The sequence below is a fragment of the Marinomonas arctica genome, assembly GCF_003259225.1.
GTDB classification, from domain to species: domain Bacteria; phylum Pseudomonadota; class Gammaproteobacteria; order Pseudomonadales; family Marinomonadaceae; genus Marinomonas; species Marinomonas arctica.
The window spans coordinates 154514-180166 of sequence record NZ_QHJF01000003.1 but is presented as its reverse complement, the minus strand read 5'-3'; the positions used below and the strand labels follow the sequence as shown (position 1 = coordinate 180166).

General features: G+C 45.0%; 23 protein-coding genes. 8 read left to right on the top strand and 15 right to left on the bottom strand.

Going from position 1 to position 25653, the window contains the following annotated elements; all coding sequences use genetic code 11:
* Positions 1-157: 157 nt before the first annotated feature.
* The 3 genes from rsmB to def all read right to left on the bottom strand — a co-directional run bounded on the left by rsmB (position 158) and on the right by def (position 3149).
* Positions 158-1543: a 16S rRNA (cytosine(967)-C(5))-methyltransferase RsmB gene (gene rsmB / locus DK187_RS02565; protein ID WP_111605771.1), complete on the bottom strand. Its 1386-nt coding sequence runs from the start codon at positions 1541-1543 to the stop codon at positions 158-160.
* A gap of 9 nt (positions 1544-1552) precedes the next feature.
* Positions 1553-2539, bottom strand: a complete 987-nt coding sequence (gene fmt, locus DK187_RS02560; RefSeq protein ID WP_111605770.1) for a methionyl-tRNA formyltransferase — start codon at positions 2537-2539, stop codon at positions 1553-1555.
* Positions 2540-2633: 94 nt separating this feature from the next.
* A complete protein-coding gene (gene def, locus DK187_RS02555) occupies positions 2634-3149 on the bottom strand; it encodes a peptide deformylase (protein ID WP_111605769.1) in 516 nt (171 codons plus the stop codon).
* A 237-nt stretch (positions 3150-3386) separates the two neighbouring features.
* Between def and dprA the strand changes: the two genes are divergently transcribed.
* Positions 3387-4700, top strand: coding sequence for a DNA-processing protein DprA (gene dprA, locus DK187_RS02550; RefSeq protein ID WP_111605768.1), 1314 nt, complete (start codon positions 3387-3389; stop codon positions 4698-4700).
* A 43-nt stretch (positions 4701-4743) separates the two neighbouring features.
* Here the strand turns inward: dprA and DK187_RS02545 are convergent, their stop codons facing one another.
* Positions 4744-5163, bottom strand: a complete 420-nt coding sequence (locus tag DK187_RS02545) for an RNA-binding S4 domain-containing protein (protein WP_111605767.1) — start codon at positions 5161-5163, stop codon at positions 4744-4746.
* Positions 5164-5207: 44 nt separating this feature from the next.
* Between DK187_RS02545 and cysQ the strand changes: the two genes are divergently transcribed.
* On the top strand, positions 5208-6056 hold the full coding sequence (gene cysQ / locus DK187_RS02540; RefSeq protein ID WP_111605766.1) for a 3'(2'),5'-bisphosphate nucleotidase CysQ: 849 nt from the start codon (positions 5208-5210) through the stop codon (positions 6054-6056).
* A 63-nt stretch (positions 6057-6119) separates the two neighbouring features.
* On the opposite strand, the gene DK187_RS02535 is transcribed toward cysQ, so the two are convergent.
* The 5 genes from DK187_RS02535 to DK187_RS02515 form a co-directional block, all read right to left on the bottom strand.
* A complete protein-coding gene (locus DK187_RS02535) occupies positions 6120-7712 on the bottom strand; it encodes an alpha-glucosidase (protein ID WP_111605765.1) in 1593 nt (530 codons plus the stop codon).
* A 1-nt stretch (position 7713) separates the two neighbouring features.
* Positions 7714-8742 (bottom strand): ABC transporter ATP-binding protein, encoded by a 1029-nt coding sequence (locus DK187_RS02530; RefSeq protein WP_111605764.1) that lies wholly within the window; start codon positions 8740-8742, stop codon positions 7714-7716.
* A gap of 12 nt (positions 8743-8754) precedes the next feature.
* A complete protein-coding gene (locus tag DK187_RS02525; RefSeq protein WP_111605763.1) occupies positions 8755-9588 on the bottom strand; it encodes a carbohydrate ABC transporter permease in 834 nt (277 codons plus the stop codon).
* The gene (locus tag DK187_RS02520) at positions 9585-10547 is read right to left on the bottom strand and encodes a carbohydrate ABC transporter permease (protein ID WP_111605762.1); all 963 of its coding nucleotides are present in this window, start codon (positions 10545-10547) and stop codon (positions 9585-9587) included. Before DK187_RS02520 ends, DK187_RS02525 begins: the two co-directional genes overlap by 4 nt.
* A gap of 70 nt (positions 10548-10617) precedes the next feature.
* Positions 10618-11895, bottom strand: a complete 1278-nt coding sequence (locus DK187_RS02515; RefSeq protein WP_111605761.1) for an ABC transporter substrate-binding protein — start codon at positions 11893-11895, stop codon at positions 10618-10620.
* Between the two features lie 250 nt (positions 11896-12145).
* Between DK187_RS02515 and DK187_RS02510 the strand changes: the two genes are divergently transcribed.
* The 4 genes from DK187_RS02510 (at position 12146) to DK187_RS02495 (ending at position 16253) form a co-directional block, all read left to right on the top strand.
* Entirely contained in the window at positions 12146-13111 is a 966-nt protein-coding gene (locus DK187_RS02510; RefSeq protein ID WP_162623472.1) for a LacI family DNA-binding transcriptional regulator, read from the top strand.
* A gap of 162 nt (positions 13112-13273) precedes the next feature.
* Entirely contained in the window at positions 13274-14053 is a 780-nt protein-coding gene (locus DK187_RS02505; protein WP_111605759.1) for a ThuA domain-containing protein, read from the top strand.
* Positions 14053-15102: a Gfo/Idh/MocA family protein gene (locus DK187_RS02500; RefSeq protein ID WP_111605758.1), complete on the top strand. Its 1050-nt coding sequence runs from the start codon at positions 14053-14055 to the stop codon at positions 15100-15102. The genes DK187_RS02505 and DK187_RS02500 overlap by 1 nt, the downstream gene beginning before the upstream one ends.
* 11 nt (positions 15103-15113) lie before the next feature.
* Entirely contained in the window at positions 15114-16253 is a 1140-nt protein-coding gene (locus DK187_RS02495) for a Gfo/Idh/MocA family protein (RefSeq protein WP_111605757.1), read from the top strand.
* Positions 16254-16274: 21 nt separating this feature from the next.
* On the opposite strand, the gene DK187_RS02490 is transcribed toward DK187_RS02495, so the two are convergent.
* Complete coding sequence (locus tag DK187_RS02490) at positions 16275-16865, bottom strand: TetR/AcrR family transcriptional regulator (protein ID WP_111605756.1); 591 nt, start codon at positions 16863-16865, stop codon at positions 16275-16277.
* 127 nt (positions 16866-16992) lie between these two features.
* Between DK187_RS02490 and fabF the strand changes: the two genes are divergently transcribed.
* The gene (gene fabF / locus DK187_RS02485; RefSeq protein WP_111605755.1) at positions 16993-18261 is read left to right on the top strand and encodes a beta-ketoacyl-ACP synthase II; all 1269 of its coding nucleotides are present in this window, start codon (positions 16993-16995) and stop codon (positions 18259-18261) included.
* 107 nt (positions 18262-18368) lie between these two features.
* Here the strand turns inward: fabF and DK187_RS02480 are convergent, their stop codons facing one another.
* From DK187_RS02480 to DK187_RS02465, 4 genes are all read right to left on the bottom strand, one after another.
* Positions 18369-19691, bottom strand: a complete 1323-nt coding sequence (locus DK187_RS02480; RefSeq protein ID WP_204355570.1) for a TRAP transporter large permease — start codon at positions 19689-19691, stop codon at positions 18369-18371.
* Entirely contained in the window at positions 19688-20242 is a 555-nt protein-coding gene (locus tag DK187_RS02475) for a TRAP transporter small permease subunit (RefSeq protein ID WP_111605754.1), read from the bottom strand. Before DK187_RS02475 ends, DK187_RS02480 begins: the two co-directional genes overlap by 4 nt.
* An 80-nt stretch (positions 20243-20322) precedes the next feature.
* Positions 20323-21348 (bottom strand): TRAP transporter substrate-binding protein, encoded by a 1026-nt coding sequence (locus tag DK187_RS02470; RefSeq protein WP_188322942.1) that lies wholly within the window; start codon positions 21346-21348, stop codon positions 20323-20325.
* Positions 21349-21747: 399 nt separating this feature from the next.
* Complete coding sequence (locus DK187_RS02465) at positions 21748-23637, bottom strand: HAMP domain-containing methyl-accepting chemotaxis protein (RefSeq protein ID WP_111605753.1); 1890 nt, start codon at positions 23635-23637, stop codon at positions 21748-21750.
* Positions 23638-23972: 335 nt separating this feature from the next.
* On the opposite strand from DK187_RS02465, the gene DK187_RS02460 reads away from it, so the two are divergent.
* Entirely contained in the window at positions 23973-24911 is a 939-nt protein-coding gene (locus tag DK187_RS02460) for a LysR family transcriptional regulator (protein ID WP_111605752.1), read from the top strand.
* A 2-nt stretch (positions 24912-24913) separates the two neighbouring features.
* Here the strand turns inward: DK187_RS02460 and DK187_RS02455 are convergent, their stop codons facing one another.
* A complete protein-coding gene (locus tag DK187_RS02455) occupies positions 24914-25636 on the bottom strand; it encodes an FCD domain-containing protein (protein WP_111605751.1) in 723 nt (240 codons plus the stop codon).
* Positions 25637-25653: the final 17 nt, after the last annotated feature.

Sequence of the window (25653 nt, the reverse complement as noted above, 5' to 3'; positions counted from 1 at the left end):
TTGAACTTGCAAAATAGCCATAATTTTTTTCAGTCGGTGTCGACTTGGTGTCATGATTGCTTGGTAGGCTGGAGGGACGATCGTGTACCCATAAATCGGTAGATAAAATAGAGTGTTCCATGTGAAACACTCTATTTTGTTTTTAACTCTATTTTATTTAGAGCTGGGCCTTTTTCCGAAGCAGACAGTAATAAAATCCATCATGCCCTTCAGAGGTAGGAAACAGTTGTCGACCATGGCTAACAGGAATCCCCCACTCTGTAGCAAAACTTGGTGCTAATGAATTCAATGGGACTTCCGATGCGTCCTCTTGATTGGCCAAGAAATACTGTATTTGTTGTTCGTTTTCTTCCGGCATCAACGAGCAAGTGGCGTACAACATAAAGCCACCCGGCTTCAAGGTCTCCCAAACTCGATTTAGAATGGCTCTTTGAATAGTAACAAGATCCTCAATATCTGCTGGTTTTCGGTTGATTTTAATGTCTGGATTACGACGAATAACACCGGTAGCCGTACAAGGTACATCAAGCAAAATTTTGTCAAAATGTTCGCCGTCCCACCACGCTTCTAGGTTGCTGGCATCGGCGCAGATTAAATTAGCTGAATAGCCAAGGCGTTGTAAATTCGATTCAATTTTCTCCATGCGCCAAGGTTCTAGCTCGACAGCGGTGAGCGCCATTGAACTCAGTCCAGTCGCGTTGGCTTTCTCTAATAAATGACCTGTTTTTCCTCCTGGCGCCGCGCAAGCATCCAGTATTTTATCTCCATCTTTCGGCGATAAAATATGTGCGGAAAGCTGAGCCGCTTCATCTTGAACGCTAACATAGCCGGCATCAAAACCGGGCAGCTCTCCTACTCGAACGGCATTTCTTAGATACAGAGCTGACTCTGAAAACTTGCCATCTTCTGAGCCTATACCCAAATCAGCAAGTTGTGACTTGTATGTTTCACGTGAAACGAGGCTCTCATTTATGCGAATGCACATCGGTGGATGCGTGTTGCTGGCTTCGATAATGTCTTCTAGATGCTCTGGCCAATGTTTATTAAAACGCTTCACCAGCCATTTTGGCATATTAAATTCCACTGACGGTTGGGCTTCTAGCACCTCAATTATGTCGTCGGCTTCTCTTTGATAGCGACGTAGCACCGCATTCATTAACTTAGTTGCCCAGTCTTTTTTCAAGATCCGACAGGCTTCTACGGTTTCGTTGACCGCGGCGTGATCTGGTGTATTCATATAGGTTAGTTGATATAAACCTAATAGTAAGACCGCGTATAAATCTGTGTCCTTTTCTTCAAAAGGATGCGCCAATAAATGCAAAGCTATGCTGTTCAGTCTTGGGTACTGGCGACACACTCCGAAGCACAGCTCTTTAAGCATGGGGGCATGTTCGCTGGCAATGTCCAATTGGTGACGAGCCAATTGTGTGCTAAGTGAACCCTGTTGAAGCAGAATATTGGTAATGACTTTAACCGCAACATGGCGAGCACTTAGTGTGTTTATGCTGGCATGGGAGGAAACACTTTTGTCGTATTGGTTCATGCTGTTTGCTTACTCTTGTTTTCCATTAACGCCAAGGCGTTGACCAATCTCTAAGGCGGCTTTGTGTTTGCCGTTTAAGGCATCTTGCACTTTCATGCGTTTGCCGCCTGCAAACTGGATCTCAGTAATGAGGAGTGAACCTTGCCCAGTGGCGACGATAATGCCCTCTTTACTCACCACTAAAATATCGCCCGGAGTAGAAGCTTCATCGCTGACGCTGGCAATGTGCGCCGTATGGATTTTCATCACACCAGCAAGGCTGTTGGTGTACGCCACGGGCCAAGGTGACAAACCGCGAACTTGACGTTCGATCAGCTCGGCAGATGTTGCCCAGTTAACCTCGCCTTCTTGTTTGGTTAATTTTGCTGCGTAACACGTCAGACGTTCATCCTGTTGCTCAGGAACCAATGTGCCCGCTTTGAATTTTTCTAGGGCGTCAATTAATGCCTTACCACCCAACACCGCTAGGCGATCATGTAATGTTTCAGAAGTGTCTGTTGGTTTGATATCGCAATGGGCTTTTAACAGCATATCGCCCGTGTCTAAGCCAACATCCATTTGCATAATAGTAATGCCGGTTTCGCTGTCGCCAGCCATCAAAGAGCGGTGAATCGGAGCGGCACCACGCCAGCGAGGTAGCAAGGAAGCGTGTACGTTGATGCAACCAAACTTAGGCGTCTCTAATACGACTTTTGGCAGGATGATGCCGTACGCGGCGACAATCATGAGATCAGCTTCTAACGCGGCAAGCTGTGCTTTGTCTTCTTCTAACTTGAAATTTAGCGGCTGATAAACTGGAATGTCGTTGGCGATAGCAAGTTGCTTCACTGGGCTTTGAACCAGTTTTTGACCTCGTCCTGCAGGACGATCTGGCTGTGTGTAAACGCCGACGATCTCATACTGGTTTTCGAGTTTTGAATCTAAGATAGCTTGCAGGCTAGCCGCTGCAAATTCAGGAGTGCCTGCAAAAACAATACGAAGTGGTGAGGTGGGCATAAAGGTTCCTTAACAAAAAATCAGGCCAGAGCCTGATTTTATAAAACGAGTATCAACATTCTTACAGCGAGTTAGGGGTGAAAAGACACACCTCTTACCCTTGTTTTTGTGCGAGCTTATGGGCTTTTTCTAATTTGCTTTTAATACGATTGCGCTTTAATGGTGTTAAATAATCGACCATTAGTTTGCCGTCAAGGTGGTCCACTTCATGCTGTACGCAAACGGCCATCAGCTCGTCGACTTCTAATTCGAACGGCTTGCCATGACGATCCAGCGCTTTCACCTTCACTTTGGCAGCACGGTAAATGTGTTCGTAAAAGCCAGGAACGGACAAACAACCCTCTTGGAATTCGTTTGGTTCGTCGTCCAATACTTCAAACTCAGGGTTAATAAATACGATGGGCTTGTTACGCTCCTCTGAGAAATCCATCACCACCAGACGATGATGATAGTCTACCTGTGTCGCCGCAAGGCCTAGGCCATTCTCGTCATACATGGTATCCAGCATGTCGTCGATTTTGGTTTGCAGCTCGTCAGTAAACTCGGTAATGGGCTTCGCAACTTTGCGCAAGCGATTGTCTGGGTATTCAAGTACGGGTAAAACAGCCATGATCTTTTCCAACGATGTGTCTTTGTTCATGAGTGGAGGCGTGCTCTCCAACTCGTTTCATTCTGTCTATTGTAACGCAAGTCTGTCTTTTGAGCAGTCTTCTAATGGCGGTTTTTTGGTCAATATGATTGAATAGCGTCAATAGCGAAAGACTATTCTCACTGAAAGTTCTTTTTGCACTGATGCTCTGGGTAAGGAATGCCCTATTTTTTCATTCGTAAGGAAGCGGTTTTAATTATGTCTATCTCTTTTCCTGGTTCAGGTTTGTCGCACACTGATTGGCTCTGTTTGAGTTTTTTGTCTGGGATTGGCCCCTCTCGATTGTCGCGTCTTTATACTTATCTCAGTGAGCTGGACCAACAGACTCCAATGGACGAACATGCGCCCCTGTCATTGTTTGATGAAGAGAAAACGACTGAGGCGATTTCGTATGAGCTGCTGATCGCTTTAAAATGGCCGGAGATTACCGCCCGTCAGGCCATGGAGTATTTTACGAGAGGCACCCTTAGCAAAGAACAAGAAAGTAAACGTGACGAATCCTTAGCTTGGCTGGAAGGCGCCGATCATCACCTCGTGCTTCAGGAAGACGAGTTATACCCAACCGCCTTAAAAGAGATCGCCGTTGCCCCTGCTTTTCTTTATGTGGAAGGTCGCCGTGATGTCTTGTCTCTACCAAAAATAGGCATTGTTGGTGCCCGCAAATGTACCCGTTATGGCCGGGATGTCACTTTTCAATTTGCTGAACAATTATCTTCTCGTGGCATTTGTGTGGTGAGTGGTGGTGCCATGGGCGTCGATACCGCCGCGCATCAAGGGGCATTGCATAGCAAAACAACGCCCACCATTGGTGTCATGGGAACCGGCTTGTTTCATCGTTATCCGAATCACAATCAACAGATGTTTGATGAGATCCTAGAACAAGGTGGCGCATTAATAAGTGAATACCCACTATCAACCCAACCTCGTCCTCATTTGTTTCCTCCACGCAATCGGATTATCAGCGGTTTAAGTATGGGCATACTCGTATCAGAGGCCTCGGTGAAAAGTGGCTCTTTGATCAGTGCCAGTTACGCCATTCAACAAAACCGCGAGGTCTTTGCGTTACCTGGCCGATTGACCGACACGCAATCAGCAGGCTGTCATCAGCTTTTACGCCAAGGTGCGACCCTAGTTCGCCATGTGGATGATATTGTGGCCGAGTGTCCAGCGTTGTCTTCTGCGTTAACAACCAAGCCTTCTGTTGAGAGGAAGGCCATCGCTAAGGAATCAAAGGTTCATAAAAATATTAGAAAATCATCGTCTGCAGACAACAATCAAGCGCCTGAAACCCTATCGCCACTGGTATCAAATGCCTTTCATACTTTACCGAAATCGACGTCAGATAATGCCAAGGTGATCATCAACATTATGGAGCAAGAAGGTCAAGCAATGGATTTTGATGCCTTGATTCGTCAAAGTAAAATGGACGCTGGATTGATGATGCAAGTGTTAATGGAATTAGAGCTGTATGGTTGTGTGGAGAATCGAGAAGGCCTTTATTATCGCTGCTGAACGATCGTTATAGACCTTCTCGTGAAGAGAACATCGAATGGGTTTATTCCATGCCGCTAAAAATATCTTGTTTAAGCTGCTTAATATCGCGGCGCTCTTTTTTGTTGGGTTTATGGTCGGACATGATGCGGCCACCAAAAGACTTGTTTTCTAAAGCGCGTTTTTCGCGCTTTTCAATCGACGCAGGTGTTTCTTCATAAAGCAATTGTGCTTCAGGAGCGCCACGGCGCTGTTCACTGATGGCTTTTATTTCAACGACCTTTTCGTCCCAGCCAACTCGTATGCCAATTAAGGCACCCACTTCCACGTTGCGACTGGCTTTGCCTTTACTGCCATTGTACGACACCTTACCGCCATCAATAGCGTCTTTGCAAAGTGAACGGGTTTTAAAAAAACGTGCGGCCCAAAGCCACTTATCTAAACGAACGGCTTGTGGAGTTGACTGCTTTTCTGTTTTACTCATAAGGAATACGTTGACCCTATTCTGTTGTCATAATTGAGGCTGTTATGCAGGACATTAGTAGACATCCCATTTTCCAAGCTCTGCAAAAAATAATACACGATGCGGCCGATGTGATCATGGACATTTATCAAGGTGCCGATTTAGGCATCGAGCAAAAGCTAGACGATAGTCCGGTGACAGCGGCCGACCTTGCTGCACATAAAGTGATTCTAGCAGGTTTGCAAGCACTTACACCTGATATTCCTGTTTTGTCAGAAGAAGGCGTGGTGGCCTTCGAAGAGCGCTCTCAGTGGCCAATGTTGTGGATCGTAGATCCTCTAGATGGCACGAAAGAGTTCATTAAGCGTAATGGCGAGTTTAGCATTAACATCGCCTTGATTGAAAATGGCGTGCCTATTGTAGGCGTTGTCTATTTGCCGACCACAACAGAAGGCTATTTTGGTGTGACACAGGCATGGCAAGATTTACCGATCGGTGCGTTTAAATGGCAAGGCAATGAATTTGAAAGCATCAACGTACGTGAGCCACGCGAGCCTATCATAGCCATGACGAGTCGCAGCCATGGCCCTGCTCTGCCCGCGTCACTGAAAAACAAGTTAAAGCAAACCTACGAGCAAGTTCGTGAGTTACCCAAAGGCAGCTCGATAAAAGGCTGTCGAATTGCCGAAGGCATCGCGGACTTACATCTGCGTCGAGGCCCAACCAGTGAATGGGATACCGCTGCTCAGCAAGCCATCATCGAAGCCGCCGGCGGCATGCTCGTCACACCGGATGGCAAACCTTTTCGCTACAACCAAAGAGAAACCCTACTTAATGGCCACTTCTTTGTATCTGGGGCTGAACTCGCCCCGTATGTCATGGAATGGTATCTAGAAAACGAGGAAGAAGAGTAAGCGTTACTCTTCTTCCTCGTCCTTTGCTTTACCTTATCTGATTGTTTCACGTGAAATATTTTTTTATTTTGTTAAAAAAGCAAAACCATTTGCCCCCAAGACTAGCTTTTGCCCTTCTATCTTGGTATTACCTATTTTGTTGCACTGATTAAATTCTGTTGTATTTTGATAACTAATTGGCTGATTACTTAGGTTGAAGACACATAGCATGGTGTTGCCTCGTGTGTACACTAAAAGAGCACTCTCATCCTCTATGAAGCGAGTATTGCCATGTCGTAGAACCGAATTTTGTTTACGAAATGCCAACATATCTCGATAAAAATTCAGCACAGACTCTGGATCATTGTCTTGCTTTGCCATATTTTGTTGACGTTGCTGTTCTTTAATTGGCAGCCACGGCATGGAAGAAGAAAACTCTGCGAACCGTGAATCATCCCAGCACATTGGGGTGCGACAGCCATCCCTTCCCTTGTCTTCAGGCCAAAACTCGATTCCTTGCGGGTCAACAAGTTCGTCATAATTTAGATCTGTTTCTTGTTGACCAAGTTCTTCCCCTTGATACAAGCAAACAGAGCCTTCTAAACTTAGTAATAAAGCACAGGCTTGTTTGGCTAAAGCGGTTGGATCTTCAGCGTGTTTTTTCCAACGGCTAACATGTCGAACAACATCATGATTGGAAAAGGCCCAACACGGCCAGCCGTTTGGTGCTAGCCGGAAGAATTCTGTGATTTGTTTTGAAAAGTGTTTTGGAGAAAAGGAATGACTTAACATTTCAAATGAGTAGGCCATGTGCAATCGTTTATTCGTTGTATATTCCCCCATCATCTCTATCGGATGGTGACTCTCACCTACTTCCCCAACGGACGTTGTAGCGCCATACTCACCCAGTAGAGCCCTAAACCTTTTAAGGAAAGCTAGATTCTCTGGTTGGTTTTTTGAAAATAAATGATATTGCATGTGGTAAGGATTCCAATCAACTACGGATTTTTGGCGAAAATCCGCGGCGTCATCACGTAACAATGCATCATGAAAATAATAGTTCACAGTATCTAGGCGAAAGCCATCGACCCCGCGTTCTAGCCAGAAGCGTACCGTGTTGAGAATCCAGTCTTGCACGTCTGGATTGTGGAAATTTAGATCCGGCTGCTGGCGTAAAAAATTATGCAGATAATACTGTTTACGGCGAGGCTCCCATTGCCAGCCAGTGCCGCCAAAAATCGATAGCCAATTGTTCGGTGGTGAGCCATCTGGTTTTGCGTCTGCCCAAACATACCAGTCTGCTTTATCATTTGTCTGGTCTTGGCGACTTTCCAAGAAATAAGGGTGTTGGTCACTCGTGTGTGAAAGTACTTGATCTATAATAACTTTAAGGCCTAACTTATGAGCCTTGGCTATCATCTCATCGAAATCTGACAGTGTTCCGAAAGACGGATCTATATCGGTATAATTGGAAACATCGTAGCCCATGTCTTTCATTGGCGACGTGAAAATGGGAGAAAGCCAAATAGCGTCAACACCTAGATCTGCTAAATAGTCTAAACGGCTCGTAATGCCAGGAATGTCTCCTATACCGTCACCGTTACTATCTAGGAAAGATCTTGGATAAATCTGATAGGTAACGCTACCACGCCACCATTCTTGCTCACTAGTATTCATTTTAAATAGTCTCACTGTTGGCTGTGGAAGTGATGGGCAAACCATTGTTGTCAAATCGATGGAGGTGTTCTTCTAATGGACGTACATTAACTTGAGTACCTAGCGGAATTCGTTGTTGCCCATCCAAGCGAACAACGAGAGGATCTTTTATACCCAAATCTAAGAATAAAAAGAAATCTGCACCTAGGTTTTCTGTGTGAACTACTTCCCCACTCCATATACCGTCGTTATGATCGATAACCAGATGTTCAGGGCGAATACCCAAAGTATGACACTGGTGTTTTTCAGCGATATCGCCAGTGAGAAAGTTCATTTTTGGAGACCCAATAAAGCCGGCAACAAAAAGAGATTTCGGATGACTGTAGAGCTCTTCTGGTGTGCCAACTTGTTCGATATTACCGTCTCTTAGGACGCAAATTCGATCTGCCAGTGTCATTGCTTCCACTTGATCATGGGTAACGTAAACCATGGTGGTGTTTTTCATTTTGTGATGTAACTTGGCTATTTCTAGTCGAGTATCCACGCGTAAAGAGGCATCTAAGTTAGACAAAGGTTCGTCAAAGAGAAATACTCTCGGATCCCTGACAATCGCGCGGCCAATGGCAACCCGTTGGCGTTGGCCGCCTGAAAGTTGTTTAGGTAAGCGATCAAGTAAATGGTCTATTTGCAGCATTTTAGCGGCTTCAATAACGCGAGCTTCCATTTCTTTGTTGGAAAAATTGGCTAATTTGAGCCCAAATGCCATATTTTTATACACAGACATATGCGGATACAGAGCGTAGGACTGAAACACCATAGCGATGCCACGTTCAGACGGCACCTTGTCATTCATGGACACTCCATCAAATAGTAGCGCTCCAGATGTTATGTCTTCTAATCCACAAATAAGACGTAACAACGTTGACTTACCACAACCGGAAGGGCCGACAAACACCATAAGTTCACCTGCATTAATGGTGAGATCGACACTTCGAATAACATCTGTGCTGCCGAAAGTTTTACTCAGATTTTTAAGTTCAATTTTAGCCATAATGAATACTCCTTAGCCTTTCACGCCACCAGCGGTTAGGCCGGATACAATTTTTCGCTGGAAAATAAGCACCAAGATCACGAGCGGAACGGTGACCAAAACAGAGGCCGCCATAATTAGCCCCCAGGGTGTTTCGTATTGAGATGAGCCTGACAACATGGCAATGGCAACTGGCACGGTGCGCATGGTTTCCGATGCGGTAAAAGTCAGAGCGAATAAGAACTCGTTCCAAGCGCCAATGAAGGCTAGCAAGCCAGTTGTGACCAAAGCAGGCCACAGTAAGGGCATAAAAATTTGCGTGATAATGACCCAAGGCGTGGCACCATCGACAATCGCCGCCTCTTCAATTTCGACGGGCAAATCACGCATAAAGGTGGTCAACACCCAAACGGTAAATGGCAGCGTAAAAATGGTGTAAGACAAAATCATCGCCCAAGGGGTGTTGTATATCCCAATAAAGCGAATAAGTTCGAATAGTCCTGCTAGCACGGCTATTTGTGGAAACATAGAGACGGCTAAGATAGTCATCAGCAATAACCCTCGACCTCTAAATCGGACCCTCGCTAAAGCGTAGGAGGCCGTAACGGCGAGAAAGAGTGCGAATACGACGGTGGTACTGGCAATAAATATGGAATTTAAGGTGCTGCGTATAAATTTGCCGTTGTTCAGTATGTCGATGTAGTTGCGAAAATCGAACGATGAAGGGAAATAATTCACCTTGAACAAATCGGTTCCTGTCTTAAAGCTGGTTAAGATCGCATAGTAAAATGGGAACACTGAAATAAGGACAATAACTACCACGATGGCATAGAAAGCGATGTTGTTGCGTAATGTCTTGTTCGTCATGATTTGTCTCCATTTAGGTCGAGCTTGCCAAGCCAAATATAAAGCGCGACGCACACTGCTATAATGGCAAACAGTAAGGTTGACTGAGCTGAGCCATAGGCAAACTTGTCAAATTCAATGAGGTTTTCTCTGGAAATAATCGACATAGTTTTGGTGGCGGTAGAGTTTGGCGTGAGCACATAGACCAAATCAAACATGCGCAATGCATCAAGTGTTCGAAAGATAACCGCTACCATGAGCGCAGGTTTTACTAAAGGAAGTGTCACTTGAAAGAAGACTTTTACGGGATGGATTCCATCAATTTTGGCTGATTCGTACATGTCTCTTGGGATCATTTGCAACCCGGCCAAACAAAGCAGAGCCATAAAGGGCGTCGTTTTCCAGATATCGACAATCAAGACGGACAACATGGCGGTATCAAGATTCGCTGTCCAAGCGATTTTATGATCGATTAACCCCACAGTGAGGAGCATGTCATTAATGATGCCGAATTGGTCATTAAACATCCATGCCCACATTTTTGCTGAAACAATTGTTGGGATTGCCCACGGTATTAAAATGGCTGCTCGTACTAAACCTCGGCCTTTGAATTCAGCGTTTAAGACCAGAGCGACCATTAATCCAATAATGGTTTCTAAGGTGACAGAAACGACAGCAAATTTTACGGTATTCCAAACCGCATTCCACCAAGCTGGATCAACCAAGGTACCGGAGTAGATGGTGCGCCCAGACGACAGTGTTCTCCAACTTAAATAGTTTTTGAAACCGACCCACTCTCCTCCATACAAATCGGTTAGAGAGGTGTCGGTAAATGAAAAATAAATGGAGCGTAAGAGTGGCCAGGCAGCGACACAAAGTAATACTAATAACATTGGCGCTAGAAACCAAAATGCCGCTCGTTGTTTTTGCTGTTGCAAACTAGAGGTGGGCGAATTGGTTAAGGTGTGTTTTTTAAACATACAAACGTTTCCTATCGAAAAAGGAAGGGGCTCAAAAGAACGACCCTTTGAGCCTTATTGAGTGCAGGAATTACCAGCGACTGCCTTTGAGTTCTTCCAATTCATATTCAAGTACTTCGAGATTCTCTTCTGCGGAGCCGCTGCCTAACAGTGTGGCGTGTACCGCCGAGAAAAATTTAGAAGACACTTCGTTGTATTTGATTTTGGTCGGCGCAGAAGGCCGTGGTACCGCCTGTAAAAACACGTCTTTCCATTGTGCGATCATAGGTTGTTGCTGTTTGATGTCTGGATCATCGTACAAGGACATGATGGTCGGTAATCGAGATGATTGAAGCGCTTGGTACTTTTGTACTTCTTCGGACGCGAGGAATTTTATTAATGAAATAGACGCGTCTTTTTTGGTTGAGTAGCTTGAAACCGCTAAATTCCAGCCACCTAATGTGGCTGCGGATGGGCCATTTTCAGTGCCACTGGGTAATGGCATAACAGCAAACTGGTCTTTAATCGTACTGGTTTCCATGTTGCCAAGCGCATAGGCATAAGGCCAATTTCGCATGAAAACCGCATTGCCTGTTTGCCACACGCCGCGAGCATCTTCTTCTTGATAAGCCAATACCCCAGCAGGAGAAATGTTACCGACCCAAGATTTCGCCAGTTTTAACGCCTCTATGGCTTTTTCGTTGTTGATCGAAATTGAACCGTCAGCTTCTACTATTTGGCCGCCGCCAAAAGATTTTACCCATTCAAGCGCGTTACAAGTCAGGCCTTCATAAGAATTGCCTTGCCAGACAAATCCCCACATATTGTCATTGCCTGCTTGACGCTCTTTGGTTTGAATTTCTTTTGCGGTAGCGGTGAGTTCTTGCCAAGTGGTTGGTGCTGCTTTTTGGTATTTTTCCAATAGGTCTTTACGGTAATAAAGTGCGGGAGCATCGGTAAAAAAAGGCAGTGCAACCAGCTTCCCGTTGCTTGTTTGTGACTCAATAATGGAAGGAAAGTGTTGGTCTATGATGTCTTTGGTGTAGGGAGTAAGGTCCACAAAATTATTAGCGAGTTGTGGGGCCCAAATCACGTCGGTTTGAAAAACGTCTATGTCGGCATTCCCCGCCGCGAGCCATAAACGATACTGAGCGAACTGATCGGTCGTTGACGCTGGCATGGGAAATACGGTCAGCGTATGCCCCGTTTTTTGTTCCCACGGTTTTACTATTTCTTTTAGTATTTCGATGTCTTTCCCTACAGCGCCAGAAACCAGAACGATCTCTTCGGCATGCGCCGTATGAATGGCCGAGGCCGCGATAGATACGGCTAAAAAAGAAGCATTGACATATTGCCATGGTTTTTTCATTGCATTCACTCCTGTTCTTATTCTTGTTGAGTTCATTTTTTACATGAGTACGTAAACGTTTACTCATGCTTTTAACGTTAACGTAAACCTTTACTCTAGTCAACGAAGTATGGAAATAATTAGCATGCTTTTAAAAAAGACTATTTGGATGAATAGTCATGAAGGTTTTCTCTGCCTGTCGCTTGTGGGACTCATTTGCGATATTCTTAAAAACCTTATCCTGTATTTTAAGAAAAGCGATCATTACTGCATGAGCAACAAGTCGGTTACCATTCATGAATTGGCTAATTTAGCCGGTGTGTCTATTGCGTCGGTTAGTCGAGCATTAAATGGCAAGCCTGGTATTAGTGATACTTTGCGAGCGCGCATTCTGTCGCTAAGTGAGGAGATTAATTACCAGCCAAATGTTATGGCTCGTCAGCTTATTTCAGGAAAAACGCCAGTAGTGGCTCTGTGTATGCCGCCTTCTCCTTATGAATTTTCGGATAGACCGTACTTTGTTCATCTTTACCAAGCATTAACTTTGTATCTACATCGTAAAGGTTTGGTTCCGGTTTTATTTGCGTATGAAAATATCGATCAGGTCTTCTCGCAAGCAAGCTCAGCAATTTTATTGGGTGCGACAGAGGATGATCGCCCAGAAATTTTTGATCGCCAAAAGTTCCCTTATGTGACCTTAGAAACTGGGGTGGGTGCTTCTGTCGTTATTGATGAGGCAAATGGTGTGTATAAACTGACACACTATTTGTTTAAGAAAGGTCGGAAAAATATGCTTTTTTTAGGTGAGAATATCGATATTTCAACAAGCCAAGGACGATTGCGAGGTTACCGAAAAGCGATTAATGAACTAGGATTGCAAGAACATTTTAATAATGTATCTCGTCAAATTAGCTCTTCTCTCAGTGCATATCGCCAGATGATGAAACTCTTTCAGTCTTCAGAGCCTTTTCCTTACGATGCTATTATTTGCGCAAATGATGAATTAGCCGTTGGTGTCATTCAAGCTGCTGAAGATGCTGGGTACAAAGTTCCTGAAGATCTCTCTGTAACGGGCTTTGACGACCTTCCACGATTCTCTAACAAGATTACCACTATCCATCAAGATATTCCCAAAATTGCTGAGGCCGCTGTCAGTTTGCTATCAGAGCAGTTAGACGGATTCCCTCCGCGTGTTATTGAAGTGATGACGCGACTCGTTAGCCGAGAGAGCGCTTAACTCTTCTTTATCTAGCTACATCTCTCCTTATTCTTCGAGATTTTTGTATTAAATTTTTCTAAAAAGGCTTTTATTTTTTCGAGTAAACGTTTAAGTTAATTACGTAAACGTTTACTTTGTTTTGTTTTCCATCATTAAAAAAATAATATCTAGGAGAAAAAAATGACAATAAAAGTAACTGTGTGGGGTGAAAACGTCCATGAAAAAACCAATAAAGTGGTCGCCCGCATTTATCCTAATGGTATGCATAACTGCATTGCTTCAGGTTTGAATGAAGATCCGAATATTGAAGCAACCAGTGTTACTTTGCAGGATAAAGAGCATGGTCTTACCGAAGAAAAACTAGAAAATACCGATGTTTTGATTTGGTGGGGGCATGCTGCCCATGGGGATGTTGCGGATGAAATTGTGGATCGGGTTCAGAAGCGTGTACTTGAGGGAATGGGTTTATTAGTCCTTCACTCCGGTCATTATGCCAAAATATTTAAACGTTTAATGGGAACGACCTGTTCTCTAAAATGGCGTGAGGCTGGTGAACGTGAACGGCTCTGGGTGGTTAACCCTGGTCATCCTATTGTTCAAGGCGTTGGAGACTATATTGAGTTACCTCATACTGAAATGTATGGCGAACCCTTTGCCGTACCCAATCCCGATGAAGTGATTTTTATCAGCGCTTTTGAAGGCGGAGAAGTATTCCGTTCTGGCCTTGTCTATCGTCGTGGCAATGGCAAAATATTCTATTTCCGTCCGGGTCATGAAACTTATCCAATTTACTATGATGACAAGGTCAAACGTGTTCTAAAAAATGCGGTGAAATGGTCTCAGCCTGAGGGTAGCCGTTGGATCGACTCATGTCCTTGTGTTCCTGCTGATCAAGCTCCAAACCCTATTGAAGTTAAAGGCGAAGGTTTGCATAAGCCTGGTGAAGAGGGCTTCAAATAATGATTCGGATCGGCATTATTGGGACTGGCGGTATGGCGCGAGTTCACGCAGAAGAGTTTTCAAAAATAGCCAATTGCGAAGTGGTCGCAGCGTGCGATCTAAATGCTTCGCGCCTTGCAAGCTTTGCTGAGGCTCATAATATTCCTTATGCCTTTGGATCGGTAGAAGCTCTACTAAGCAGCGGTCAGGTGGACGCAGTCTCTATTGTGACACCGGATCCATTTCACAAAAATCTATCGATTCAAGCACTTGAAGCGGGAATGCACGTGTTATGTGAAAAACCATTAGCACTCAATGCATCGGATGCCAAAGAAATGGCTGACGCTGCGAAAAAAGCTAAGTGCATAAATATGGTTAATTTAAGTTATCGAAATGCTCATTCGTTACAAAAAGCACGAGAGCTTATTGCAATGGGATGTATCGGTAACATTCGTCATGTAGAAGCAAGCTATTTGCAGAGTTGGTTAGTATCGCCTAAATGGGGGGATTGGAAGACCGAAGATACTTGGTTGTGGCGGCTATCAAGTGCGCATGGTAGTAAAGGTGTACTAGGCGATGTAGGTGTTCACATACTGGACTTTGTTCGTTTTCCTGTTGGCGAGTTTGCAAGCGTAAACTGTACCCTAATGACCTTTGATAAAGCAGATAATAACCAAATCGGTGACTATAACCTTGATGCAAATGACAGTGCCTTAATTACCGCTCGAATGCAAAATGGTGCTATGGCATCTATTCATACTTCTCGTTGGGCAACGGGGAATCTCAATGATTTGCGATTGGTTGTGCATGGCGATAAAGGCGCATTAAAAGTGTCGTTAAAGCTGGATCAGGAATGGAATCAGTTGGAAGTCTGTTTGGATGAAGATGTGATTGAAGGCGTCTGGAAAACAGTAAAATGCGAAAGTACGCCCAATATTTATCAACGTTTTGTTAGTGGTATCTTGTCGGGTAAACAAGAACAGCCAGACTTTAATGCTGGGCTGCAAGTACAGCGAGTGCTGGATGCCTGCGAACAATCCGATCAGCTGGGTCAGACAGTGCAACTTTAGGAGCGTATTGGATGGCTATATTGCATTGGGGAATGGTGGGCGGTGGAGATGGTGCGTTTATTGGTGATGTTCATCGTATGGCCGCTCGTTTGGATGGAGGCTACCAGCTTGTCGCTGGTTGCTTCTCTTCTGACTTTGAAATCACAAAAGCATCCGCGAAATTACTGGGTGTGCAAGACGATCGGGCATATTCTGACTTTCGTACAATGGCTGAGGTTGAAAGCCAACGAAAAGATGGTGTCAGCGTGGTGAGTATTGTCACACCTAATTTTTTGCATTACGACAATGTTGCTGCGTTTTTAAACGTAGGTATCGCGGTTATTTGTGAAAAACCTCTCACAGTTTCATTGCTGCAAGCTCAAGAATTACAGGCTTTGGCAAAGAAGCGAAACACTTTTCTTGCTGTGACCTATAACTATGTTGAAAATCCTATGGTTAAAGTTGCACGGGAACTGGTTAAAAAGGGAGAGTTAGGTGAGTTGTTAATGGTAGATGCCTATTATTTACAAGATTGGCTGGCCGCAGATATTGAAAATTCTGATCAAAAACAAGCCGCTTGGCGTACTGATCCTACTAAGGCTGGACGTGCTGGATGCTTAGGTGACATCGCCATACATGCTTATAATTTGGTGAGTTATTTAATTGGTTATCCTGCGTCGTCGGTCAATGCACGCTTAGCTACCTTTGTCGTAGGGAGAAGAGTGGATGACCATGCGGATATTCAATTAAGTTACAGTGAAAATATACTGCAAGGTCGGGTGTTGGCTTCACAAGTAATGACGGGACATGAAAATGATCTTGGTTTTCGTTTAACTGGTCGTAAAGCAACGATTGAGTGGCGCCAAGAAGACCCGAATGTGCTGTGGTTTAAGCCAATGGCAGCGCCTGCGCAACGATTGACTAGAAATGGCGCGGGTTACCCTGAGCGTTTAAACGCTTTGTGTCGTATTCCAGCTGGCCATCCAGAAGGTTACTTAGAAGCTTTTGCCAATGTTTATAAGCATATACGGTTAGCATTATCGGAAAAGGACTTTGTGTATTACCCAAATGTCGATCAGGCGGTGAAAGACATGGCGTTTGTTGAAGCGTGTTTGCAATCTCATCACCAAGGTAATTGGTATGAAGTTGAAGCGGTATTCAACAATCAGTAACACTGTGTTTGCAGAAAAAGGTTAAGCCGTATTTTTTAACCCGCTATTGAGTCGATTAACGATGCGTTCTTGAGCGCGTTTTAAAAAGTCGCTTTGCAGCGGTTGCGCAAAAGACCGTGCGATGGCGACGGTTCCCACTAAGGAAACCACGGTTTCTTCTGCCAGTGCTTCGGCTTCTTGGCTGCCACGTTTTTTTAGAATCGTGGCAAGACGGTCAACTAAACTGTCGAAGCACGCTTGGTAGGCTTGGCGAACTTTTTCTTCTTTGTGTGCGGCGTCAGTCACTAGAAACTCTAGTGGCGATGGATGCTCTTTGTCGCTACGGCTCCAGCTTAAATACCGAGTCACTAGCGCTTTTAGATGTGTCTCGCTACTTTCGGTTTTTTTATCATTACGTGCCCAAAAACCATTGGATGTGGCGAATTGCATGGCCGCTTCATAGAGGCTACTTTTCCCCGAAAAATGCGCGTAAAACGCTCCGTGTGTCATGTTGGCTTTTTTCATTATCTGCGTGAGTGTGACGTGGTCAAACCCGTGGGAGCAAAATAGTTTTGCGGCGGCTTGTAGTATGCGCTGTCTAGTTTGCTCTTTGTGTATTGGGGTGTATGACATAGTTAACCTCCTAGGCGAACTCTCGTATATCCCATTATAAGTCGGTTTCTAAATATTATCTTGATCATATATAGACTCACTCTAGCATGGGGACTTTCTTTCTGCTGAAACTTAATGGGGTTATTTCATGTCGCTTAAAGAACGTATTGTTATTACGGGTATGGGGTTGGTATCCCCACTTGGCTTAGGTGTCGCTTCGGTCTGGGATAAATTGATTCGAGGTGAATCTGGTATTCGTTTGCTGCCTACGACGTTGTCCGATGGGCTGAGCACGCATATTGCCGGACAGGTTCCGAGCCATGTAGAACAAGCTAATGGCTTGAATGAAGCCGATTATCTGTCACCTAAAGATCGTAAACGTGTCGATCTGTTTACCTTATTTGCCCTGGCTGCTGCTGAAGAAGCACTAACCCAAGCCAAGTGGCACCCAGTGAGCGATCTAGATCAAGAAGCCACCGCAACTATCATCGCCACGGGGATTGGCGGCTTGCCAACTATTACTCATGCGCAATCTGTTTTAACAGAGCAAGGCGCTCGACGCTTGTCACCTTTTACGGTTCCTGCGTTTCTTGCCAATCTCGCGGCTGGTAACGTGTCGATCAAATATGGCTTCAAAGGTCCGATTGGCACGCCTGTGACCGCTTGTGCGGCAGGTGTACAAGCCATTGGCGATGCCATGCGCTTGTTGCGCACAGGTGAAGCAAAAGTCGTATTGGCTGGCGGTACAGAAGCCTGCATCGATCCATTGTCTCTGGCCGGTTTTGGCGCTTTAAAGGCGTTATCTACTCGAAATGATGCTCCGGAAAAAGCATCCCGCCCTTTTGATAAAGATCGTGAAGGTTTTGTGATGGGCGAAGGTGCTGGTCTTATTGTGATTGAAACCCTTGAACATGCCTTGGCTCGAGGTGCGACACCATTAGTTGAGCTCGTTGGCTACGGCACCAGTGCAGATGCTTACCATCTGACATCTGGGCCGGAAAACGGCGAAGGTGCTGCCCGTGCGATGCAAACGGCGCTAAACATGGCAGAAATTTCTGCGGATCAAATTGGCTACGTGAATGCACATGCGACATCGACGCCAGTGGGTGATCGTGGCGAGATTAATGCGTTACGTCGTGTGTTTGGTGAAAAAGTCACCGATGTGGCGATCTCGTCTACTAAGTCCGCGACAGGTCATTTGCTGGGTGCTGCGGGTGGTGTCGAAGCAATTTTCAGTGCTCAGGCGTTAATAACAGGCATTCTGCCACCGACGTTAAATCTGGAAAACCCAGAAGAAAGTATGGCCGATTTGGATCTTATCCCCTTGGTTTCACGTGAAAAAAATGTCGAGTATGTGCTGTGTAATGGCTTTGGTTTTGGCGGCGTCAACGCCGCGATTATCTTGAAGCGTTACTAATCTATAGAGCAATCTATAGCGCAATTTATCGAGTAAATTCAAAAAAAAGGCGACTCAATTTGTATGAGTCGCCTTTTTAATATCTGTGTTCTTCCTGTGTATTGGTTTTAGCCATCCATTAGTTTGCTAGGTAACCAAGTAACCAATTCTGGGAACATCATCACAATGACCAGCACCAAAAGTTTCAACAGCACAAAGGGTAGGATAGATTTGTAGATATCCAACATGGTGATGCCCGGAGGTGCAATGCCTTTTAGGTAGAACAAGGCAAAACCATAAGGCGGCGTTTGTACAGCGATCTCAATGTTAAGAATCATCAAGATACCAAACCAAATTGGATCATAACCGAGAGACACGGCAATCGGTGTGAAGATAGGCGCACACATTAGGACGATGATAAATTCATCGATAATGAAGCCCAGCAACAGCATGATCAATTGGAACAACATGATGACAACAATGGGTGGCAAGCCTAAATCTTGGGTGAAGCCTGCGACCATGTTTTGTACGCCCATTAGCAAATGGAAGTTACTGAACACGGATGCACCGACAATAATCCACATGGCCACACTGACGAGCAATGCGGCTTGCATACCGGCTTTTTGAACCATACGCGGCTTGAAGCGTTTAAAGAAAATCGCAAGAATAATCGCGCCCACTACACCGATAGCACCGGATTCTGTTGGCGTGGCGATGCCCATGATAATACTGCCAAGCACGGCCACAATTAGTAATAGTGACAACAAGCCATCACGAGCGGTTAAGAACTTCTCCTTTGGTGTCGGTTGTACTTTTGGTGCGATATCCATCGGGGCGCGCTTTGGGTTTAATTTACAAGAAATCACCACGTAAGCGATCAGCAAAATGATAGTGATCAGGGCTGGAATTAAGGCACCGATAAACATGCGCCCTACTGAGTTCTGTGTAGACGACGCAAACATGATCATTGGAATGCTAGGTGGAATCAAAATACCTAAACCGCCACCGGCCATAATAACGCCAAGCGCGAGACGTTTATCATAACCACGCTCCAACATTGGACGCAGTGCGATACTGCCAGAGGTCATGATGCCTGCACCGATGATACCGACCATGGCACCGATCATAGAGCACACCACGATCACGCTGATGGCGAGGGAGCCACGCACACGACCGATCAACATTTGGCTGGCATTAAACATGGCGTCGCCAATGCCGGAACGAGTCAGCAATTGTCCCATGTAAATGTATAAAGGGATGGCCAGCAGGATAAAACTGAAATGGGTGGATTCTAGCGTAGTCGGAATAACATTAAAGAGCGCATCGCCCCATGTCATATAACCTATGCCCATGGCGATACCACCAAGCGCTAACCCAACGGGAGCACCTAAGGCAAACGACGCGATGATGCAGGCGAATAAAATGCCCGTTAATAATTCAATACTTATCATTGTGCGGCTTCCTCTTGTTCGGTTGGTGCTTCTGGTAATAAAGGTTTGCCTGTAATCGCCTGATATAAGGAGTCAATCCAGTCGCTGGAAAGTTGTAAAATTAGCAGCACACTAGCGATTGCCATCATTAACCAGTAATGATGCATATGAGGAGCCCATTCACTTTGACGTCGATAGTTAAACTCGAGCGCTTCTTCAAACTTACCTATGCTCATTTTGCAAACGATCACCATGAAGAACATGGCAAGGGCGAATGAAAATAGGTTAAATATGCTTTTCGTCCGAGCTGAAACTTTGTTGTAAAGGATATCCACATTGATGTGAGCGCGTTGCTGCTGGGCATAAGCACCACCTAGAGCCGCAATGTAACCAAAAATAAATAACGACGTGTCGTAAGCCCAAATGGTCGGTTTGTCTAAGGCGTAACGAGAGAAAACCTCGAAAGCAACGACAAAGGCTAATACCGGCATAAGATAGGAAACGGAATTCCCAATGAAAGCCACCAATGCGTGGACTCCTAGACAATAGCGTCTAATCGCAGTCATTATCATTGTTTTGTACCTGTAAGGGTGGATCGGAAAATTAAAAACGGCCTTCTTGGTGAAGGCCGTTTTCATGAGTGCTAAATCAATTATTTCTGTTCTTTACGAAGAACGTCGATCAGCTCTTTGCTGTATTTGTCTGCAGCCGCGTACTCATCCCAAAGTTTCGCACCCGCATCTTTCCATGCGGCTTTGTCTGCGGCACTTGGCTCAGGGCTCCACTGAAGACCTTTCGCTTCCATTTCTGCAACCGCTTGAGATTCCCAAAGTTTAGATTTCGTCATTTGCTCTTGAGCGTGAACGGTTGTTGCTGCTTTAACAATGGCTTTTAAATCATCAGGAAGTTTGTTCCAAGCGCTTTGGTTAACGATGATAGGTAACACTTGTGCACCCGCTAGTGGAAGTGGGTACATGTATTTCGCTACTTCAACGTGGTTACCGTCGCGGTGATCGATCATGTTAGAACCGATAGAACCGTCGATTACGCCAGTAGATAGAGAGGTGTAAATCTCAGACCAAGCAAGCGATACCGGAGAAGCACCTAGGTTACGTAGGAACTTACCGTATGCACCTGGCGCACGGATTTTCAAGCCTTGGAAGTCGGCAACAGAATTAATGGGTTTCTTAGTAATAACGTAAACCGCTGGCTGAATGTACGGGTCAAGCCATACTAGACCTTGAGCGCTGTAGGCTTCTTTGAGGATTGGCGCCCAACCTTTTTCTTGGAACAAAGTCGTTAGCTCACCAACGTCGCTCGTACCGCCAGGAAGACCGATTTCAACCAAGCCTGCTGGAAGTTCGCCCGCGTTCAAAGATTGGAAGGTCGCGCCCATCGTGATTAGGCCCGTTTTCACGGCACCAAAAATACCAGAAGAACCTACGCCTTCACCGTCGTATAAAACTTGTACCTTGATGCGACCGTCAGACATAGTCTCAATGTTTTTTGCTAAATCTTCGTATACCGCACCGAAGGCAGAACCGCGGCTGTATAGGTTAGCGAAGCGCCAGTTATGATCTGCTGCATGGGCAGAGGAAGCGACAGCGCCTAATCCAAGAGCTACCGCTAGAGAGCTTGCAACCAATCGTTTTTTTACTTTTAGTATCGCCTTAATCATTGAGCTACCTCGAGAGCAAAAGTGCATTAAAAAGTCACATCCGCATTGGTGTGACACCTTGTATTCGATACTTTCAAAAAGCCTGCGTGCAATAAAGCACGCAAAATCTATCTAAAGTTTTGTCGTTATCAAACAATCAAAAAAGTCAAAAGCCTTTATAAATCAGATCACTAAGTGGAACAGGGTGCACTAAAAAAGAACTAAAAGCACTATTTTGGTGCAATTAATAAGTGAGATTCATGCACCAATTGAGTGAATAATATTGATCTATGATATTGAAAACGTGCATTTTTTTTGCAATTTTCAAACAAGTGGTTAGTTTTCTAGATTCTGCTAAAAGACCGCACCGAATTGGTGCGGCGTATTTTTTAACAGCGTGCTGAGGAGGTTTTTTTGGCTTTAGGTTATATCAAAACGTTGGATTTGCTGAGCTAGCTCATTTGTTTGATGGTGAACATTTTTATTGGCCGTTTGGATAGATTGAGTGGCGTTATGGTTGTCTTTAATATCATGAGCAATGATGTCCATGTCTTGTGCCATTTGTGCTGTCGTCAAGGCAACCTCTTTTATAGCTTGAGTAATCTCTTGCGTATTGTTCATCGCCTCTAAGGTATTTTGCTCAACGAGATGAATGGTCTTCACTGCGTTTTCGCCCTGCTCTTTACTGCGACCGACTTTATTTAGGCTCAGTGTCATGGCGTCAATGACTGCCAGCGTTTCCTTTTGGATGTTTTCGACTTTCTCGGTGATGCTACCCGATGCTTTAACCGTTTGCTCAGACAGCGTTTTGACTTCGTCGGCAACCACAGCGAATCCGCGCCCTGCTTCCCCTGCTCGAGCCGCCTCTATTGCTGCGTTGAGAGCCAATAGGCTGGTTTGCTCTGCGACCCCCACGATGAGCTCAATCACCACATCAATCTCTTTAGACAGCGTACCAAGACGCGCGACCCGTTCATTGGTGTCTTGAATGGTGTCGGCCACGTCGCTGATGCTGGTCATGGCATCACGCATGGCACTCACACCACTGGTTGCGGATTCATAAGCCACTTTTGCGGCGCTTTGAACGTTCTGCGTCATGGATTGAACGGTATCTGCGGTCGCGGATATTTCTTCTGTTGAGGCCGCCAAGGTGTTACTGCGATCACGAATACGCTCGCTGCCGCTGACAATGGTTTTAATACCGCTGTCCAGTTCATCGGCTGTGAATACTAGCTTCTCGTTGCTGCTTATTAAATGGCCAATTAATAAGCGCAAGCTGTCGGACATCTGGTTTGAAGCAATAAAGAGCTGTTGGAATTCATCTGGATTTGTTGAAGTCTGGCTATTTTTATGTGAACGCAGTTTGCCTTGTGCAACATCTTTTAAAATCGCTAATACGGCTGTTAGATTGCGATTTAAAGAACGGATGACGGTCGACAAAATGAACCCGATAACGAGCGCCAGTAATACACAGGCGATTGTTAAAGAGCGACGTGCTTGCTCAGCGGTTTCAGATGAGCGGATCTGCGCCTGAACCAGTAAGGTGTTTTGCAGATAATTGGCGCTGTCATCCATGGCTTGTGTATATTGATTGCTTAAGAGCGCAAGCTTACTTTGCTGCTCTTTTAGGGTAATAGACAGGGCGATCACGGGAGCCAGTGCATCTTCATAGGTTTTAATCATTGGTCCAAATACATCACCAAAACCAATGTTATTAACGCTGTCTTTGAGTGCTTGAATGGCTGCCAGCAGACTTGCTTGGTGTTCTGCATCGCTGTAGGCAAGAAAGTCTTTTTCTTTTGCTCTCACCTCTTTAAAGAGCGAGGCAAAGCTTGCTAAGGATTTTAGCTGTTCAGCTAAGGCTTGTGCAGACTGATTTAATTGCCCCAGCGCGCCGGTGTTGCTGCTTAATCCGAGAGTGGTTAAGTTTTGCAGATTGCTTTCAAGGGCGGATAAATAATTAGGCTGTAAAGCTTGGCTGTTTTCTAATAACGCCTTTCCCTCTTTATCGAGTAAATCTGCTCTAATACTAAATCCCGCCGCCGTTTCACTTTTAATTCTGGCTAAGGTTGTACTGATTGTGTCGATGTTATCCGGTGATATGCTGGTCATTTGGCGCTCAACTTTTAAGAGTGCAATTTCAACATCTTTGACTTCACTGGTGAGTCGGCTTAGCTCGGTAGCATCGTCGGATGCACTCGACATCTGCGACAAGTTGTAAATGGAATAAGCACCAAACCCTGCATAGCCAATACAGACTAACACAACGATTGCAATTAGCTTTTGACGAACGGACAACGCGATGGACATATCAACCTCCTTTAGACCCCTTTCTAAAAAGAAGGGAAGCAATCAAAATGACAAAAAAGGCCTGTTTATCAAACAAGACAAACAGGCCAAAATAACGTGCTGGAAGAATAAAATGAATGGCCAGTATCCAATGTTTTATTTCAGAGCATAGCCAAGTCATTTCAGGGTATAACCAAGCGGATACGTATCATCCTGAATGAACAAAATATCATTTTGTTGCGGTAACCGACCTCTCTTACCTTAAAGAAGCAGAAAGGGGGATGAAAGTCGCTTAAATCAATGTAAAGTTAGAGAATCAACGAACTAAATTATGATGGGACATATGGGGAGCGGCGATGAGTGTTAAAAACTACTCACTGGGGCAAGTCGGTGACTATGAGATCAAACAACTAAAAGTCTTTAAAACGGTCGTTGATTGCGGTGGTTTTTCGGCGGCTGAAACCTCTCTGAATATTGGTCGATCAACCATCAGCCTGCATATATCTAATTTAGAAGCGCGCTTGAACCTGATCTTGTGTAAACGTGGCCGTGGTGGATTTTCGCTGACGGAAGAAGGCGTCATCATCTATAAAATGACCGAGAATCTACTTGAATCATTAGATGCCTTTCGCACCACAGTAAACAACCTAAATGCCAGCTTAACTGGCAAACTGCGTCTTGCCCTTTCCGATAAAGTGAGCCTTGATCCTCGTAGTCATTTCCCTGAAATGATCCAGCGTTTTTCGAGTGAAGCACCGGAAGTCTTGATCACGACGAACGTGTCTTCTATGTCCAATATTGAGCGCATGATTTTGAATGATGAAGCCGATATAGGTTTTATTCCCTATCATCGTAAATTAGATGGTCTAAGTTACGTGCATTTATACAGCGACGATTGTTATTTGTATTGCGGTAAGGATCATCCATTAGCGACCATGTCCGTTGAAGACCAAGACGACAAAGTCGACAAATACCCTGCTACTCACGCTGGATTAAAACCCCATGAAGCGGTCAGCGAACAGATTTCCCATATGAACCTTACGGCGATCTCGTACTTCTATGACAGCCGCTTAGCCTTGATTTTATCGGGTCGATACATAGGCTTTTTACCCGAACGCTATGCTGAGTCATATGTTGAGTCCGGACAAATCGTTGCCGTAGCGCCAGAAAACCGCTCTTACACCTTAGGCGTTGCCGTGATTTGTAAGAAAACCACCCAACCGAATAAACCGCGAGAATTATTTCTTAAAGTGTTGCACCAAACCGTTGAAGAGCTTATCTCAGCGCCTTATTAATATTAGGAGTGCGGTTGAGCAAAAAGATAACCATCAAAATCCGGGGCGTCTGTGTCTGAGAGCTTAAACAAGGTTTGTTTAACGTTCTCTAAATGCTGCCACATGGCTTGTCGAGCACCTTCTGGATTGCGCTTCCTTAGTTGTAACAACACTTTTTTATGATCTTCCAGCCATTGATCATGATAAGACGTGTCTTGTATGCGCGCATGAAGCTTTTTCCACATTGGGTTGCCGTCGCGCATATCCCATAAACGTGTTGCGGTGTCGAGTAGCACGATGTTTTGGGTAGACTGTGCAATGGATAAGTGGAAATCTCTGTCTGCACTGTTGGCTTTTTCAACCGTTTCTAACTCAGCGCTTTCGATATCTAAGATGTCCTGCAACTTTTGCAAGTCCTGTTTCGTTATCACCTTTGCAGCGCAAGCAGCAATCGAGCTTTCTATTTCCTGTCGAGCTTGCAATAGCTCAAAGGGACCCACATCGGACACTTTATTGCTCGTTTTTAAAGAGAGGGTATTTTTCAAATAACTGCCAGAGCCTTTTTTAACCTCTATAAGCTCTTCGATTTCCAGCATGATAAAGGCCTCTCTTACTAAGGTTCTGCTAACCCCAAATAGCTCGGCATAGACGCGTTCAGTCGGCAACTTATCACCAATTTTAAGCGATGATTTTGCAATTTCTTGTTTAATATTTTCGCCGATTTCTCTGTAGAGTCGTTCTGCCATAAGGGGGTACTTAGATG